Consider the following 17,128-nt stretch of genomic DNA (forward strand, 5'->3'; position numbering starts at 1 on the left):
GTACGGTGGTGTGGGAGGTCGGCTGATCAATTAATGGTCAGCCTCCTACCCGATTCCATCGCAATCAGATGAACACCGTGAACGCCGTCCAATGCTTCCAGCACGGCCATCAATTCATCGATGGTTAAGACCAGATCTTTTCCGTCCAGGGTCACAATCACAATGGCGGCCTGGTTAATGGGAATATCCTGATGAATGGTGATGATGCTGGTCTGGTGATCCCGGAGAATATTCAAAATATTGGAAAGGATTCCGGGCTGGTCATCCAGTTTAAAAGAAAGGGTGAACTTTCGACCATAGTTTTCTGAAGGGGTGAAAATATAGTCCTTATACTTATAATAGGTACTGCGGCTGATCCCCACCTTTTTTACTGCGTCACTCACCGATTTACACTGGGAGGACTCCATTAAGATCCGGGCTTCCACCACCTTGGAATAATAATCGGGCAGTATTTTTTTATTAACAATCAAATAATCTTTAATCATCGGCTTAATCTCCCAAAACCTGGACACCGCTATTATCGGGTGCCAGGGGAATAATCTGCCAGCCCGGTGCTTTTTCCGCTAAATAAGCCAGCATGTCCGGCTGAAAGCCATGGTTATCAACAGAATTAATGGCCAGAATCGTGGGGCCGGCACCGCTGATGCAGGTGTTGAGGCAGCCCATTTCCCGGGCTTTTTTGGTAATGACATCGTAGTGGGCAATCAGTTTTTTGCGATAGGGCTGGTGCAGGCGGTCCTTCATGCATAGCTTTAAAATATCCTCAGAACCGTTGGCCAGGGCCAGGTAGGTCATGGTGGCCCGGGGCAAATTATGGGTGGCATCGCTGAAACTGATTTTTTTCGGCAAAACCTGCCGGGCATCGGATGTCGATAAGGGAAAGTCCGGCACCAGGGCGTAAAACTCATAACAGGGATGAACCTGGCTCTTGATGTGGACGTTCTTGCCATGATCGTTCATCGACACCACCAGACCCCCAAAGATAGCCGGGGCGACGTTGTCCGGATGTCCTTCCATCTCCACGGCAATATCAAACAGTTCTGCAGTTGACAAGGGTGATCCAATCAGAGCATTGGCTCCAAAAAGCCCCCCGACAATACAGGTGGCTGAACTGCCCAGGCCCCGGCTGATGGGGATATCCACATCGGTGTGGATATAAAGTCCTTTGGGGCGGTAGCCCACTTTTTTAAACACCTTCTGCATCGAACGGTAAACCAGGTTGGTATCGCTTTGATACTTCCGTTCAACCCCCCGGATCGTCAGCTTGCCGTCATTTTTTTCTTCAAAACTGAAGGTGTTATAAATCGACAGCGCCAGACCAAAGGCATCGAAGCCCGGGCCGATGTTGGCACTGGTTCCCGGTACCCGAACCTTAATCATTTTTGTCCACCTGATCTTTTAAAAAATCAAGAACGGCCTGGGACATTTCCGTTTTATCGCATTGAACCTGATGCTGATTGGCTTTTTTGTCCAGATCCTTTAATGGTTGCGGAATGGCGGTGCCGGTTTTTTCCGCCAGAACAGTTAACAGCTCATAATCGTTGCAGTCACAGGCGCCGAAAATGCTCTCATAAACTGAACGGCCAAACTTGTAAGGGCTGGCGGTGGAGACAATCACGGTTTTGGTGGCATCCCCGGTTTCGTTAAGATAGTCTTCGTAAACCTTGTTGGCAACGGCGGTGTGGGGATCCATCAGATAACGGCTTTCATCAAAAATAGCTTTGATGGCCTGGGCGGTTTCGGCTTCATCGGCAGCACCGGCATAGAAAAGACGGGTTTTTTCCATCAGGGTTTTAGAGGCCTGATAAGCGCCCTGATTTTTAAGCTGCGCCATCAGATTACTAACGGCATCCGGATCAGCGCCGGAGACATCGTAAAGCAGACGCTCCAGATTGCTGGAAATCAGAATATCCATGGAAGGTGATGACGTTTTATAAAAATCCCGATTACGGTCATAGTGGCCGGTCTTAAAAAAGTCGGTCAAGACTTTATTGGCGTTGGATGCGCAGATCAGCTTGTTAATCGGCAACCCTAGTAGTGAGGCATAGTAACCAGCCAGGATATTGCCGAAATTCCCAGTCGGGACGACGAAATTTATTTTTTCATCCCGCTGGATTTCGCCCCGCTTAAGCAGTTCATAATAACTATAGAAATAATAAACAACCTGAGGCAGCAGCCGGCCGATATTAATCGAATTGGCCGAGGAAAAGATCACATTGGCTTGGGCCAGTTCAGCCGCTAATTGAGGATCGTTGAGGATCACTTTAACGCCATTCTGGGTATCGTCAAAATTGCCGTCAATTCCCACCACACAGGTGTTGTCGCCGATCTGGGTCAGCATCTGTTTTTCCTGAACGGTGCTGACGCCATCCTTGGGATAAAACACAATGATGCTGATGTCGGGAACATTGGCAAAACCTTCCAGGGCTGCCTTGCCGGTATCTCCCGAAGTTGCCGTTAAGATCATAATTTTCTGCTGATTATTGACGTTTTTCATGGACTCTACCATCAGATATGGTAAAATAGTCAGAGCCATATCTTTAAAGGCACAGGTTGGCCCGTGAAAGAGTTCCAGAAAATATCGGTCTTTGACCTTTTCCAGAGCGACCGGTTCTTTTTCTTCAAATTTACCGGAATAATAAGCGCCCTGAATCGAATCATCAATTTGCTTGGCACTGAAATCATCGAGAAAAGCCGAAAAGATGAGCTTAGCCATCTCGCCATAGCTTTTTCCCATGAATTGCGTTGGGTCTAAATTAATCGTATCAATAAAGTTGGGGACAAAGAGTCCACCATCCGGAGCCAATCCTTGCAGGATGCCCTGAGATGCAGTAACTTTGATGTCTTTGGATCGCGTGCTGTTATAGCCTTTTTTCATGTAATTCCTCCAAAAATTTATGGTGTGCCGAGAAAAATCTTGAAAAAATCTTCCCCGGAGGGTATTGAATAACCCCTAGGTATATGATAGAATGTTTTCACTGAAAAAACAAGTGTTTTTAGAATAAATACATATACGAGGTGAATTTTATTGAATATCGCACTTTTAGGCTTTGGAACCATTGGTTCTGGGGTCTATGAACTCATCAATTTAAATAAAGGAAAGTTTGCTGGTAATTTTACCGATGTGGAGTCCCGAAAATCAAGCCCGGTCATAACCAAGGTGCTGGAACGTGATGCGTCCAAGGATCTGGGTGATACCGTGGGAAAAATTGTGACTCACCCCAGTGAGATCCTGGAAGATGACAGTATTGGCCTGGTGATTGCCCTGATGGGTGGCATGGACTTTGAATATGAAATGATCAAAGAATGTCTCCGGGCGGGAAAACATGTCGTGACCGCCAATAAGGCCGTCATCTCCGAGTACTTTCAGGAATTGCTGACGCTGGCCGAAGAAAATGGCGTGGTCCTGCGTTACGAGGCTTCTGTCGGTGGCGGGATTCCGATCATCGGCAGTTTGAAAGAAGAAATGAAAATCAATCGGGTTACCGAAATCAAAGGGATCCTGAATGGCACCACCAACTTCATCCTATCGAAAATGACCGAAGAAGGGGCAGATTTCGGTGATACCCTGGCGTTGGCTCAGTCCATTGGTTTTGCCGAAGCCGATCCCACCGCGGATGTTGAAGGTTACGATGTATCCCGTAAGCTCTCGATTCTCTCATCAATGGCCTATGAAAGCATTATCCGCGATGAAGATGTTTATAAACGGGGGATTACCGATATTCGGGCCGCCGATATTGAAATGATCGGATCGATGGGTTATGTGGTCAAGTATCTGGGACATTCGATTCTTCAAGAAAAAAATGTCTATACCACCGTGGAACCGGTGCTGTTTAAAGAAGCCTCGATTATGAGTAACGTCAACAGCGAATTCAATATTATCTCCATCACTGGGGACATCATCGGTGAGCTGCAGTTTTATGGAAAAGGCGCCGGAAAAGACGCCACCGCCAATGCTGTTGTCGGAGATGTACTATATATCCTCAATATTGTCGGGGAACAGAATTTACCCAAGCCCCTGCGGCTTAATCGTCAGCTCAATAAAATGGGTACCGAAGTATTCAAAGGCAAATATTATTTAAGAGCAAATCTGGATGATAAAGAAATGCTCGATCAGGTGCTGACGGCAGTGGAAACGGTGGCGGCCCGAAAAACCGTTATTGTTAATGCTAATCAGGTGTATGTGGTGACAAATGCCATTGCAGCTCATGATTTTAATATAATGGCAGAAAAATTGAAAGAAACGGTGCCTGAATGTTTTTATGCCCGGATCTATGACTAAGGAAAGAGTGACTGAGGTAAATGCAAAATCTAATCGTACAGAAATATGGCGGCTCCAGTGTCGCCAATGTGGAAAGAATAAAACGGGTTGCTGGTCGGATTATTGAGACCAAGGAAAAAGGAAAAAAAGTTGTGGTCGTGGTTTCCGCCATGGGCGATACCACCGATGATTTGATTGAACTGGCCCAAAAGATTAACGAACACCCACCCCATCGGGAAATGGATATGCTGCTGGCAACCGGCGAGCAGGTTTCGATATCGTTGCTGGCGATGGCGATTCAGTCGATGGGGCACGATGTGGTGAGTTTAACCGGTGCCCAGTGCGGAATCGTCACATCCAATGTTCATAAACGGGCCCGGATTAATGATATTCATACCCACCGGATTGAAAAGGAACTGGCTGCCGGAAAGATTGTCATCGTCGCCGGTTTTCAGGGTATCAATGAAAACAAAGATATTACCACCCTTGGCCGCGGTGGTTCCGATACTTCGGCAGTTGCCGTAGCGGCTGCTTTAAAGGCGGAACTATGTGAAATCTATACCGACGTTGATGGGGTGTACACCGCCGATCCCCGGATTGTCGAAGAGGCTTCAAAAATCGATGAAATCTCCTATGAAGAGGTTTTGGAAATGGCCAGCACCGGGGCCAAGGTATTGCATCCCCGGTCGGTGGAAATGGCTGAAAAGTTTAAGGTACCCCTGGTGGTACGATCAAGCTATAATTACAACGAAGGAACCATTATTAAGGAGGAAGTTATTATGGAAAAAGTATTAGTTCGAGGGGTTTCTCTTGATGAAAATATCGCAAAAATTTCAATCTTTGAAGTACCCGATCAACCGGGGATTGCCTTTAGACTGTTTAGTGCTCTGGCAAAATCGAACATTCATGTGGATATGATTGTTCAGAATGTCAACCGGACATCCGTTAATGATATTTCGTTCACCATTGATGTGGATGAACTGCAGGAAGCCGTATCCGTGGCCCAGAAATTTGCCTTTGAGGTCAATGCCCAAAAAGTCGAATACGATCAGGGCGTTGCCAAACTTTCCGTGATCGGTACCGGGATCGTCGCCAATGCCGAGATTGCCTCCAAGTTCTTTGAAGCGTTGTTTGAACTGGGCATTAACATCCAGACCATCAGCACCTCGGAAATTAAGATTTCCTGTCTGATTGATAAAGAGCGGGGCAAAGAAGCAATGGTCCATATTCATAAAAAATTTGATATGTAAATAATTGAAAGCTCTGAGATCGTTTGATAGCAACGGTTTCAGAGCTTTTTTAATTTTTGTTTTAAATTTTTACCCATTGATTTACCCAACTCAACCATTTTCATTTCGGTGTTTTTGAGCACGGGGATAAAGGTCATGGCATTACATTGGGATGAGAGCCAGTACCGCCGGTAGAAGCCCTGTTAAAAGTTATTGTTTATACTCTTGCTTAAATAGTCTCAATCTCTGAAAAAATGATCGAAATAATTCTTTCTAACAAATCTTTTGGTATAGCTTCAACATAATTGTATGACCGTGCTTCTAAATCAATTGATTTGATATGTTCACATAATACAAATCCAGTTGTTTTTGTTCGATCATCAAGCGGAACATGAAGGGGAAATGAGCGATTACTATTCGTGATCGGACTAACAATAGTCATATTGACTTTTTCATTGAAAAAATCATTACTGATAACTACCGCGGGTCGAAAGCCTGCCTGCTCATGCCCACTCTGAGGATTGAAGTTCAATTTGATGATATCCCCTTGTTTTACCATATCTCTTTACCTATAGGTTCACCCCAACTTATTTCAGTTGGTTCATATTCGCCTTGAAAATTGGCAAAGAGTTCTTGAATAGTTTGATGTTTTACGTCTTTATTAATTTTTTTGATGATAATACGATCGCCTTCAACTCGAATATCGACTGGATCTTTATCAGATAAATGGACACGATTCAAAATATGTTTTGGCAGTCGGACTCCTTGAGAATTGCCCCATTTTACAATTGTTGTTTGCATTCGATTAATTTCCTTTCGCTAGGTATATACTTAGTATATACCTAAAGAGGATGCTAAGTCAATCTTCAGTAAGAATATTATTTATTCGTCAAACTGAAGTTTCTTGGCAAAGTCGAGATTAGACAGCCTTGATCTAAGGCCAAAGATTATCCCAGTATTTGGAATATTTTTTAAGGTGATGGTTCTAAATTCCCGAGTGTATTATTTTTGATTTGTAGTTTTTTCTCCTTTTTTCTTTTGCATGGTGGATATTTAGAGTTGAAAAAACAATGATGTTAATTTGAACAATTTTCAAACGATCCGGAAGAATATCGGAAAAAGCTAGCACAAAAAAACATAATGAAATGCTTGCCCTGTCACTCAGAATGAAGCAACTAGAAAGAATACAAATGTGGTTTGCCAGAAAAAAACGATAAAAAATGATGTTGTCTGCTGCCCTAAATGTGGCTCACAACAGATTCAAGTATTAAATTGAAGATGGTCTGTCATGACAGGTGTATTGACAAATAAAGTCGATCGCGTCTGTGTAAAATATAAGCATAAGGTTTAAAATTTAAATGCACTGCTAATATTTCACTGCTGGTTCACAAAAATAGTAGGGTAAAAGTTCTGAAGTGAATATCAACAATGGATTCAGAACTTTTTTTAAGCCGAAATAGGCAATTATTAATGAAAAGGAAGATTGTCGAACGAAAGGGGATGAGATCATGGCTTTAATTAGATGTCCTGAATGTGAAAAAGAAGGTATTTCAGACACTGCTTCAGCGTTTCCTAATTGTGGATATCAAATAGCAAAAAACGTTAAGAAACAAAAAGTGTTAGCTGTTGTTGATGAAAAAAGTAGAAAAATAACAGGAATCGACAAACGGATATTTATCACAGCGGGAATTGTATTAGTCTTAGCTATTCTAGGTGTACTCATGACTCAAAGCAGCAAAGATGGACATTTCCGGAATGTCCAGTGGGGCATGACGATGGATGAAGTTAAAGCGATGGAAGCAAAAAGTGACGGCGAATTCTCGGAAAATTTGTCGGACAACGACCAGATAAGCTACCGTTTTGAAAAATCTGAATATCACGACGGATTGACACGAGTTGATTATTTTTTCGATAAAAACGGCCTACTTAAAGGTGGCGCTTATTTGATTCCTTTTGGGAAAGAAGATGTGATCTCTTACTATAACCTTTTAGATAAAGTCATCCAAGATTACGGAGATTATGACGACAATGATGTTTATGAATATAAGTGGTTGACTCAAAAAAGCGATGTAAAATTAACTCTCTTAAACAACTATAGTGCATATCTTTATTTTGAACTCCCCCAAAAATAAAAAAATAGACTACCAGTTTTAAGTGGAGATAAATCGATACCATATATAAATATTTAAAGTCAGAGAATAATAATGTTACCCATTATAAACAGATACGAATTAAAATAACAAGATTAACAAGACACATTTTGGTATAATCAAGGAAGAATACCACTAAATAAACAAGTAAAAAACTAAAAAGGCTTTTCTTATTCATAAAAAATTCGATATGTAGCAGCCAGCAAAAAACCTGAAACCGTTTTGGTTTCAGGTTTTTTTATTTGCAGTTATGGCGAGCTAGCCCCGTCGCCAGGTGCGGGGACTGAACAGCACCAGGATCGGGAATAATTCCAACCGACCCATAATCATGACCAGACTCAGGGCAAATTTTGTCAGGTTATTGAAGCCTGAATAATTCCCCATTGGTCCAACCATATCCAGACCGGGACCAATATTGTTAAAGGTAGCAGCGACAGCGCTGAAGGCGGTAATAAAATTGGGGGATGATAAAGCGGTTATCATCAGAAAAACCACAAACATAAAGGCATAGGTGATTAGATAAACACTGGTCTGGCGGCTGAGCAGGGCACTGATTGGTTTACCCTCAAAGAGAATTGGCAGCCGGCGGTTGGGACTGACGTTCAAGCGGATTTCCTGAATGGTGGTCTTAATGTAAATAGCAATCCGACTGACCTTAATGCCGCCAGCGGTGGAACCGGCCATTCCGCCGACGAACATCAGAAACAGGAGGATGACCTGGGAAAATACCGGCCAGGTATCAAAATTGGCGGTTGCGTAGCCAGTGGTGGTAATGATCGATGAAACCGTAAAAAAGACATCCCGAAACAGCAGAGAAACTGAGCTGTAAAGGTGACTGACATTGATGCAGATCAGCGCGAAACCAACGGCAATAAACCCAAGATACCAACGCAGCTCCTCGTTTTTAAAAATATTTTTCATCCGCATAAACAGCAGTGCATAATAGAGATTAAAATTAACGCCAAACAGGATCATGCTGATGGCCAGCAGGTAATCAATATAGGCACTGTTATAATAAGCGATGGAGTTGGACTTAATTCCAAACCCACCCGTACCAGCCGCTCCGAAAGCATGGACAAAGCTGTCGAAGAGAGGCATCCCGCCCAGAGCCAGCATGAAAACCAGGATACCGGTCATCGACAGATAGATGACATAGAGAATCCGGGCTGAACTTCTTAATTTGGTCCTGACTTTTCCGAAGGTTGGGCCGGGAACCTCAGCCCGCATGATAAATACATCACCGGATTCAATTTTGGGCATAACCGCCAGGGCCAGCACCAGCACACCCATTCCACCAATCAGGTGAGTAAAGCTTCGCCACCACAACAGTGAGTGGGGAAGGGCTTCCACATTGGCCAAGATACTGGCCCCGGTGGTTGAAAAACCGCTGGCCGTTTCAAAAAAGGCATCGATAGGATTGGGGATCGCGCCGCTTAAGATAAACGGCAGACTCCCGAAAAATGACAAGGCCAGCCAGGATAAGGCCACCACCACCAGACCTTCCCGGGCATAAAAATCGGTTCTGAGGGGTTTTTTCATACTAATGAGCAGGCCGACGGCACTGGTAATCCCGATGCTCGCAAGAAAAGGCCACAAACCCAGCCAGCCTTCCTGATAAATCAGAGCAACAATAAGGGCGGGGATCATCAGGACTCCGGTGATAAACAAAATTCGACCGAGCACGTAACTGACCATCTGGTGATTCATTACAGACCTCGGTTCTTCTCAAAGATATCATCGATATCTTGAAAGTTTTTGTGTTTGGTGGTCACAACAATCACGTCATCATTGGGCAGAATCCTGTTGGTGCCATTGGGGTAGATGAGCTTGCCATTACGGACGATACAGGCAATCAGAAGACCTGGTTTTGTTTTCAGATCCATCAGAGGAATATCAACCTCGCAGCAGGTGCCTTTGACCTTGAACTGTAAGACCTCCACCCGGCCATCCAACAGCCGATAGAAGGCGCTGATATTGGAACCTTGAGAGTTCTCAATGGAACGGATAAAGCGGATAATATGGTTGGCAATCAGCCGCTGGGGCGTGATGATGGATTGGAGCCCGACATTGTCCAGAACTTTCAGCAAATCAGTACGGTTAACCTTGGTAATTGTTTTCTTTACTCCCTTACGGTAGGCATAAATGGCGATCAGGATGTTTTCTTCATCGACGCCAGTCAGGGGAATAACGGCGTCATAGTCGGAGAAATGTTCTTCATTTAAAAAGGCCTGTTTGGTACCATCGCCAAAAATAATTTCGGTTTGGGGATATTTTATGGCCAGGCGATCCGCGTTTTCAGTGTCGATTTCGATTACTTTGATTTTCATGCGCATTTTTATCAACCGAGATAAAAGATAGTCGGTCAGTTTACCGCCACCGATGATCACAGCAGAGTTAATCTTGACCAGGTCAGGTTGGCAGAGCTTGCTGAAGGTTCGGACTTCGCCCGGACTGCCGGTAACCATCACGTGGTCTCCGGCTCGCAGAATCGTTTCGCCATCCGGGATCATGACCTGATCATCCCGGATGACAATGCAGATGACCACATCCCCGAAGCGGCCATTATGGTCTTTAAGCTTGATACCTACCGGAGCGGTATTTTTTTGCAAAACTACCTCAATCATGTTGACCCGGCCATGTTCAAAAGATTCAACATGTAAAGCAGAGGGAAAGATCAGGGTGCGGGCGATTTCCTGGGCAGCTTCCAGTTCCGGGTTGATAATCAAGGTGATCCCCAGACTTTCTCTCAGAAAGCTCATTTGTTTGGAATACTCCGGATCGCGGACCCGGGCTACGGTAAACTTTGCCCCCAATTTTCTGGCTGTTATGGCGGCAATGAGGTTGGTTTCATCGTTTCGGGTTACCGCAATAAAAACGTCACAAGAATCGACACCGGCTTCAGTTTGGATATCAAACATCGCGCCATTACCGAGAATGCCACTAATGTCATAGAGGTTGATAAACTGATCCAGCCGGGATTCATTAAGTTCAATCAGCATAATATTGTGGTTTTCACTGGCCAGATCACTGCAGAGAACTTCACCGACTTTTCCGGCTCCTGCGATTACGATGTTCATAGTGGGACTCCTAAGGTTAATAATTTTTATCAGCGATTCAATAACGTTCATTATATATAATCGCTTAACGATTTGCAATATGCGGATTGAATGCGAAAATAAGTGATCCTTTGCAGTAACGATTGACGGCCATTAAAGTCAATCCTTGAAAAATTGAGAAGCGTGTTAATTTGTATGGATATTTATAAGCAAATCAGATATACTGCAATTACTGGAACAAACGAATCAGCCCTGTCCATAGGAGGCGAGATGAAGGAAAATATGTTGGTTTTGGAAATGCTTCTCAAAAACAAGATGATTACCCGAGAGCACATAGCTGAAAGGTTTGAAGAAGCAGAGCGGTCAGGAATTTCGGTTTTAGATTTATTGTTAAAGGATCGGGTTATTACTCAGGGGATGTTAGTGATAACGTTTCACAATGAACGGGGATTTGATATTTATGATCCCCGCAAGGATGTGATCGATCCCCGGGTTTTGCCGTTGTTTTCGAAAGATCAAGCGATGAAGCATTTGGTGTTTCCCCTGAAACAGGAGCATCAAGATCAGCTGACGGTACTGATGGCAGACCCCACCAACGAAGAAACCCTGCGCAATGTTAAGCGGATCGCTGACAAACGACTAAAAATTTTAGTCGCCGAAAAGGACAATATTCAAAGCTTGATCGGCAAACATTATCATCAAAAATATGCTAATCAGAAAAGTACAGATGGTTTAATAAAGCAACGAGAAAGCAAGGAACCTTCTCAGGAGAAAACCATAGTCACCCTTGTAAATGATCTGATCAATGAAGGTGTTTTCCAGGGTGCCAGTGATATTCATGTGGAAGCTTTTCCCCGGAAGATCCAGGTACGGTTTCGGATTGATGGTGTCTTAAAAACCGTTGGACAGTTGAGTAAAGAAACCTGGAAAGGGGTGGTTACCCGGCTGAAAATACTTGGCGGCTGTGATATTGCCGAGCAGCGTCATCCCCAGGATGGTGCTTTCACGACCACCTATGAGCATCGCCAAATTGATGTGCGCTTATCCATTATCCCCACTATTCATGGAGAAAAGATAGTGTTGCGTCTGTTGGATCAAAAGAATTTTTTAATGTCAGTTGATGAGCTGGGCTTTTCTAATACACAAAAACAGTTGTTGCAGGAAATAATGGAAGCACCTCATGGTATGCTGCTGGTCTGCGGCCCGACTGGAAGCGGAAAATCAACCACCCTGTACAGCCTGCTCAATGGCATGGATCCCCGCATGCAGAATATTATTACCATTGAAGACCCGGTGGAATTCCAAATGGAAGGTATCAACCAGATTCAGGTAAACGAAAAAACCGGGCTCAATTTTGCTAATGGACTTCGGGCCATTCTGAGACAGGACCCCAATGTGATTATGGTCGGGGAAATTCGCGACGAAGATACGGCGGAAACGGCGATCAGAGCGGCCATTACCGGGCATTTTGTGCTCTCCACCATTCATACAAATAATGCGATTGCCTCCATCAATCGTTTGATGGACATGAAGATCCCTTTATACCTGTTATCGGCAGCCCTCAGAGGGGTGATTTCCCAAAAATTGATCAAACGTTTATGTCCTGACTGCCGTAAAAAGGCCCTGGCAACTGAGGCTGAAAAAAGGCTGCTGGGTATCTCAGATCAGGTTGTCGAGCTCTTCTACCCGGTGGGGTGTTCTTTTTGTCATGGTACCGGTTATCGCGGACGAATTGCAGTACAGGAAGTACTGAAAATTACCAGAAGGATCCGCGAGGCCATCGGCATCGGAGAGGACTATGATACGATTCGAAAAATAGCCATTGAAGAAGGGCTCAAGCCGATTGAGGAGTCGCTGAAACGTCAGCTGCTGTTGGGAAACACATCGATTTCCCAGGGATTGGAGATTTTAGCCTTCGAAAATGAATGGCATCGTTAGGGTGGGATGATGGATAAACAGTTTAGTTATAAAGCAAAAGACCACCGTGGGGAGACTGTCACCGGAATATTTACGGGACAAACAAAGCGCGAGGCAGCCCAGTATCTTCAGACTCAAAATTTGATTGTGCTGGAAATCAGCGAAAAAAAGAAGGCAGCAGAATTTTTAAAAAAAGAGTATCGAGTTCGGATCCGTTCGGTAAGCGGTGATGCCTTCAGCCGCTTTTGCCGACAGTTTCACATCATGATAAACGCGGGGATTCCGATTTTAAAATGCCTGGAGCTCATCAGTGATGAGACGGAAAATAGCGGATTTGCCCAGGATATTTTGGGGGTTAGTCATCGAATCCAAGCCGGGGAGAGCCTTTCCCGGGCGATGGCAGTTTATCCAAAATCATTTCCATCCTTATTTGTATTTATGGTGGAAGCTGCTGAAATAAGTGGAAATCTCAATGAGATCCTGTTAAAAATGGCAGAGCATTATGAAACTGATGTCAAAAACCGCCGTCAGCTCGAGCAGACCCTTTTTTATCCGATGATCCTGAGCGTTGTTTTTGTCCTGGTGTTGACCTTTTTAATCACTACGGTGTTACCGAGCTTTATCGACATGTTTACGGTAATGAATGCAGAACTGCCGGGCCCAACCCGTTTTTTGATCAATATGAGTCAAGGATTAAGTACCGAATGGCCAATGCTGATCATAATCCTGGCCGGGCTGGCAGCAGGGATTTACTTTTTAATGGAAATCGATACAGTTGCGAACGTGAAGGATTGGCTAAAAATAAGACTCCCGTTAATTGGAAGTTTGAATCATAAACGGTATCTGGCCAGAATTGCCTCAACCCTGGGAATGCTTTTGGCTAGCGGTGTGGATTTATTGGCGGCATTAAATCGTTTGGAGGGCGTTACTGAAAATCGATATATAAAAAAAGAGTTGATCCTACTTCGGGAAAAGGTAGTTAATGGAAAAAGTCTGGGTCAGGGAATGGCAGAAAGCGATGCATTTCCCAGTCTTTTTTGTCAGCTGGTCACCATTGGAGAAGTCTCCGGATCTCTGCCGAAAGTGCTGGAAACGCTGAATCTTGTGTACGCAGATGAAGTCCGGATGCGAATCCAATTGCTGAATACATCACTGGAACCCCTTATCTTGCTGATTTTCGGAGGACTGGTGCTTTTTATTCTAGCGGCGATCATGCTGCCGGTTTTTGATATATACTCCGCCTACTCAAATATGTAAAAAAAGGACTTCCTCAGTAAATAAGAGAAAGCCCTTTAATAAATTCAAAAACTAAATATGATTACGTCCGGATAAAATGGCGTGACATTCGTTGTAGTAGAATTTTTTTGCATCGCTCACGGTTAATTCATCGAAAAGATGATAGAGGGTGATCGCCAGAGTTTGGGTCGTTTTGATATCCAGATTTGTGCGTTGGCAGGTTTTTAGAAAGTATCCCATGCAGGCTTCCTTATTCCAGTCATCTCCGCCCAGGAATAATCGCCGCAATTCTTCTTTGATTTCTTTTTCGGTCCATTGTGAATCAGTTGAAGAGGCGGAATCCATTGTTTCAATCATTTTACCAGCTCCTTTCACTTCAGATAAATGTTTGCAACGTCATTATAGCACAGCTTCAAAAAAACTGTAAATGGAATGGAGGGTAAAAATTATTCAAAGCTTTAGTTAAGCTGCAAAGGCAGTAAATGGAAAAAAAATTAAAATAATGCATAAAAAAACAGAAAAAGTACTGGATTTTTAAAATGTAATCGGTTATAATAAACCCATGGTGTGAAAACGTTTTAATTTCCTTTCTTAATTTTCTTAAAAAAGAGGTGTGTACGCATCTCTTTTTTATTTTTTGGAGACTATCTGTCTATCCATACAATGGCTCAGTTTTGGTCTATTCTCTAGACCCATTCCGGACTATCCGTTTTTTTCTCTTGAAATATTTTCAATTTAAGGTTATATTTAAGTTCGAGAAAACATCAGGAAAGTGGGGAATAATATGAATGCAGTAAAAATTAAAGATGATATTTATTGGGTAGGCGTGAATGATTATCAAACAACACTTTTTGAAGGAATGTGGCCAATTGATCAGGAAGGTGTTTCTTATAACGCCTATGTGATCAATGATGAAAAAGTAGCCATTATCGATACCGTAAAAACCATCAAAGCCGATGAATATATAGAAAAAATCAAATCCATTATCGGAGACAAAAAGGTGGATTACCTGATTGTTAATCATATGGAGCCGGATCATTCCAGTGGCATTACCGATCTGTTGGCCGAGTATCCGGATATGAAAATCGTGGGGAATAAAAAAACCTTCCCGATTATGAATAATTTTTATAAAATTACCGAAAACCTTCACGAGGTTGGTGAAGGTGACACCCTTTGTCTGGGGAAACATACCCTCCAGTTTTTCATGACACCGATGGTCCACTGGCCAGAATCCATGGTCACCTATGATACCAACGATAAGGTACTCTTTTCCATGGATGTCTTTGGCAGCTTTAAAGCACCAGTGGGAAGCATTTTTGATGATGAAAATAATCTGGCAGCTTTTGAAGAACCGACCCGCCGCTACTATGCCTGTATTGTTGGCAAGGTAGCTGGGCAGGCATTGAAAGCACTAAACAAGCTGGGTGGAATTGAAATCGGAACGATTTGTCCGTCTCATGGTTTGATCTGGCGGGATAATCCAAAATATATTCTGGATATGTACGTAAAAATGAGCGCTAAAGAAACCGATCCCGGGGTTGTCATCGCCTATGGTTCCATGTACGGTTGTACCCAGAAGGCTGCAGAAATTTTAGCGATTGCCTTAAAGAATGAAGGCGTTAAAGACGTGAAGCTTTACGATGTGGCCAAAACCGATATTTCCTTTATTATTTCTGATATCTGGAAATACAAGGGTCTGTTTTTGGGCGCTCCATCCTATTACGGTCAGATTTTTCCCAAAATGGCTAATCTGCTTTACAAACTGGGCGAAATAAAAGTAGACAATCACAAGGTTGGATTTTTTGCAGATTACAGTTGGAGCGGCGGAGCCGATAAGAACTTTAATTATTTTATCGACGAAGCAAAAGTGGATACCATCGATGAAATACTAATGATCAAGGGAACGCCAGATGGACAGGATGTTATTAATTTAAATGAATTGGCCAAAAAAATGGCAAATGAAATGGTCCAGTAAAAAACAAAGTGGATTTGGTACAAAAAACAGAGGGGGAAAACATAAATGAAAATCGTTGTGGGAATGTCAGGAGGGGTTGATTCATCGGTTGCAGCATTATTGTTAAAGGAGCGTGGCTACGAGGTCATCGGTGTCTTCATGAAAAATTGGGAAGAACAGGATGAATCGGGGGTATGTACCGCCACAGAAGATTATGATGATGTGCGACGGGTGTGCGACACCATTGATATTCCCTACTATACAGTGAATTTTGCCAAAGAATATTACGACTCTGTTTTTTCTTATTTTCTGGAAGAATATAAAAAAGGGAGAACGCCCAATCCGGATGTTCTCTGTAACCGAGAAATAAAATTCAAACGGTTTTTGGATTATGCGCTTAAGGTGGTTGGCGGTGATTATCTGGCCACCGGACATTATTCGCAAATCGATTTTGTCAATGAACAATATCGGCTCAAGAGGGCTTTTGATCACAACAAGGATCAAACCTATTTTCTTTGCCAATTGGGACAAAAAGAACTGGCTGACGTAATGTTTCCGATTGGACATCTTTCCAAAGATGAGGTTCGCCACATTGCGGTCAAAAACAACCTGGCAACAGCCAAGAAAAAGGATTCGACGGGGATTTGCTTTATCGGCGAACGTAATTTTACGCAGTTTCTCAGTCAGTATCTGCCGGCTCAGCCGGGCCAGATCGTTGATTTGGCCGGCAATGTAAAGGGCACCCATCAGGGGCTGATGTATTATACCCTGGGGCAAAGAAAAGGCCTGGGCATTGGCGGTGAAGGAACCGGAGAACCATGGTTTGTGGTCAGTAAAGACTTGGATAAGAATGAACTGGTGGTGGTTCAGGGCGAAAGTCATGCGGCGTTGTATTCAAAATCGCTGGAAGCCACTGAAATGAATTGGGTGGGCGGTTATCCACCGGCGAAAGAGTTTACATGCACTGCTAAATTCCGGTATCGCCAAGCTGACCAGGGCGTATCGGTTCGAGTGGCCCCGGACCGGGTTTATGTTGAATTTGATCAACCGCAAAAAGCGGTAACTCCGGGACAGGTTGTGGTTTTATACCAGGATAATATCTGCCTTGGGGGCGGAACCATTGATTCTGTCGAAATGATTTAATAAACTTGATTTTATTCATAAAAGAGCAACCTTAATTTAGCTTGCTCTTTTATTTTTTTTGAGTAAAAAGCGCAGTTTTATGGTAAACTATACACAGTGACATCAATACAATGGGTGAAGCCTGTAATAAAACAAGTAAGAATTCGTTAATATAGAGAAAAGTAAGCAGGACGATAGGGAAG

At 43.5% G+C, this 17,128-nt stretch carries 15 protein-coding genes; 7 read left to right on the forward strand and 8 right to left on the reverse strand.

What is annotated here, in order from left to right:
- Positions 1 to 26: 26 nt before the first annotated feature.
- Genes ABGU93_RS05895 through thrC form a run of 3 tightly spaced genes read right to left on the reverse strand, consistent with a single transcriptional unit; the run spans position 27 to position 2,878 of the window.
- Positions 27 to 485: an ACT domain-containing protein gene (locus ABGU93_RS05895; RefSeq protein WP_347412556.1), complete on the reverse strand. Its 459-nt coding sequence runs from the start codon at positions 483 to 485 to the stop codon at positions 27 to 29.
- Between the two features lie 4 nt (positions 486 to 489).
- A complete protein-coding gene (gene thrB, locus ABGU93_RS05900; protein WP_347412557.1) occupies positions 490 to 1,380 on the reverse strand; it encodes a homoserine kinase in 891 nt (296 codons plus the stop codon).
- Positions 1,373 to 2,878 carry a threonine synthase gene (gene thrC / locus ABGU93_RS05905; protein ID WP_347412558.1) on the reverse strand — a complete coding sequence of 502 codons (1,506 nt, stop codon included), beginning with the start codon at positions 2,876 to 2,878 and terminating at the stop codon, positions 1,373 to 1,375. Before thrC ends, thrB begins: the two co-directional genes overlap by 8 nt.
- A 150-nt stretch (positions 2,879 to 3,028) precedes the next feature.
- On the opposite strand from thrC, the gene ABGU93_RS05910 reads away from it, so the two are divergent.
- Positions 3,029 to 4,282 carry a homoserine dehydrogenase gene (locus ABGU93_RS05910; protein ID WP_347412559.1) on the forward strand — a complete coding sequence of 418 codons (1,254 nt, stop codon included), beginning with the start codon at positions 3,029 to 3,031 and terminating at the stop codon, positions 4,280 to 4,282.
- 20 nt (positions 4,283 to 4,302) lie between these two features.
- Positions 4,303 to 5,511 carry an aspartate kinase gene (locus tag ABGU93_RS05915; protein WP_347412560.1) on the forward strand — a complete coding sequence of 403 codons (1,209 nt, stop codon included), beginning with the start codon at positions 4,303 to 4,305 and terminating at the stop codon, positions 5,509 to 5,511.
- Positions 5,512 to 5,719: 208 nt separating this feature from the next.
- On the opposite strand, the gene ABGU93_RS05920 is transcribed toward ABGU93_RS05915, so the two are convergent.
- Positions 5,720 to 6,049 (reverse strand): type II toxin-antitoxin system PemK/MazF family toxin, encoded by a 330-nt coding sequence (locus tag ABGU93_RS05920; protein WP_347412561.1) that lies wholly within the window; start codon positions 6,047 to 6,049, stop codon positions 5,720 to 5,722.
- The gene (locus ABGU93_RS05925) at positions 6,043 to 6,291 is read right to left on the reverse strand and encodes an AbrB/MazE/SpoVT family DNA-binding domain-containing protein (protein ID WP_347412562.1); all 249 of its coding nucleotides are present in this window, start codon (positions 6,289 to 6,291) and stop codon (positions 6,043 to 6,045) included. Before ABGU93_RS05925 ends, ABGU93_RS05920 begins: the two co-directional genes overlap by 7 nt.
- A gap of 707 nt (positions 6,292 to 6,998) precedes the next feature.
- Between ABGU93_RS05925 and ABGU93_RS05930 the strand changes: the two genes are divergently transcribed.
- Positions 6,999 to 7,622 (forward strand): hypothetical protein, encoded by a 624-nt coding sequence (locus ABGU93_RS05930; protein ID WP_347412563.1) that lies wholly within the window; start codon positions 6,999 to 7,001, stop codon positions 7,620 to 7,622.
- A gap of 276 nt (positions 7,623 to 7,898) precedes the next feature.
- Here the strand turns inward: ABGU93_RS05930 and ABGU93_RS05935 are convergent, their stop codons facing one another.
- Together ABGU93_RS05935 and trkA are read right to left on the reverse strand one after the other, a co-directional pair.
- The gene (locus tag ABGU93_RS05935) at positions 7,899 to 9,347 is read right to left on the reverse strand and encodes a TrkH family potassium uptake protein (protein WP_347412564.1); all 1,449 of its coding nucleotides are present in this window, start codon (positions 9,345 to 9,347) and stop codon (positions 7,899 to 7,901) included.
- On the reverse strand, positions 9,347 to 10,717 hold the full coding sequence (trkA, locus tag ABGU93_RS05940) for a Trk system potassium transporter TrkA (protein WP_347412565.1): 1,371 nt from the start codon (positions 10,715 to 10,717) through the stop codon (positions 9,347 to 9,349). Before trkA ends, ABGU93_RS05935 begins: the two co-directional genes overlap by 1 nt.
- Before the next feature lie 249 nt (positions 10,718 to 10,966).
- Here trkA and ABGU93_RS05945 point away from each other — a divergent pair, with 249 nt between their 5' ends.
- Positions 10,967 to 12,634 carry a GspE/PulE family protein gene (locus tag ABGU93_RS05945; RefSeq protein WP_347412566.1) on the forward strand — a complete coding sequence of 556 codons (1,668 nt, stop codon included), beginning with the start codon at positions 10,967 to 10,969 and terminating at the stop codon, positions 12,632 to 12,634.
- Positions 12,635 to 12,643: 9 nt separating this feature from the next.
- Positions 12,644 to 13,870 carry a type II secretion system F family protein gene (locus ABGU93_RS05950; RefSeq protein ID WP_347412567.1) on the forward strand — a complete coding sequence of 409 codons (1,227 nt, stop codon included), beginning with the start codon at positions 12,644 to 12,646 and terminating at the stop codon, positions 13,868 to 13,870.
- Positions 13,871 to 13,921: 51 nt separating this feature from the next.
- Here the strand turns inward: ABGU93_RS05950 and ABGU93_RS05955 are convergent, their stop codons facing one another.
- The gene (locus tag ABGU93_RS05955; RefSeq protein ID WP_347412568.1) at positions 13,922 to 14,206 is read right to left on the reverse strand and encodes a hypothetical protein; all 285 of its coding nucleotides are present in this window, start codon (positions 14,204 to 14,206) and stop codon (positions 13,922 to 13,924) included.
- A gap of 427 nt (positions 14,207 to 14,633) precedes the next feature.
- Between ABGU93_RS05955 and ABGU93_RS05960 the strand changes: the two genes are divergently transcribed.
- Positions 14,634 to 15,824 (forward strand): FprA family A-type flavoprotein, encoded by a 1,191-nt coding sequence (locus tag ABGU93_RS05960; RefSeq protein ID WP_347412569.1) that lies wholly within the window; start codon positions 14,634 to 14,636, stop codon positions 15,822 to 15,824.
- Between the two features lie 45 nt (positions 15,825 to 15,869).
- The gene (gene mnmA / locus ABGU93_RS05965; protein ID WP_347412570.1) at positions 15,870 to 16,946 is read left to right on the forward strand and encodes a tRNA 2-thiouridine(34) synthase MnmA; all 1,077 of its coding nucleotides are present in this window, start codon (positions 15,870 to 15,872) and stop codon (positions 16,944 to 16,946) included.
- Positions 16,947 to 17,128: the final 182 nt, after the last annotated feature.

This window comes from Acetobacterium sp. (assembly GCF_039830195.1).
Taxonomy (GTDB): Bacteria; Bacillota; Clostridia; order Eubacteriales; family Eubacteriaceae; genus Acetobacterium.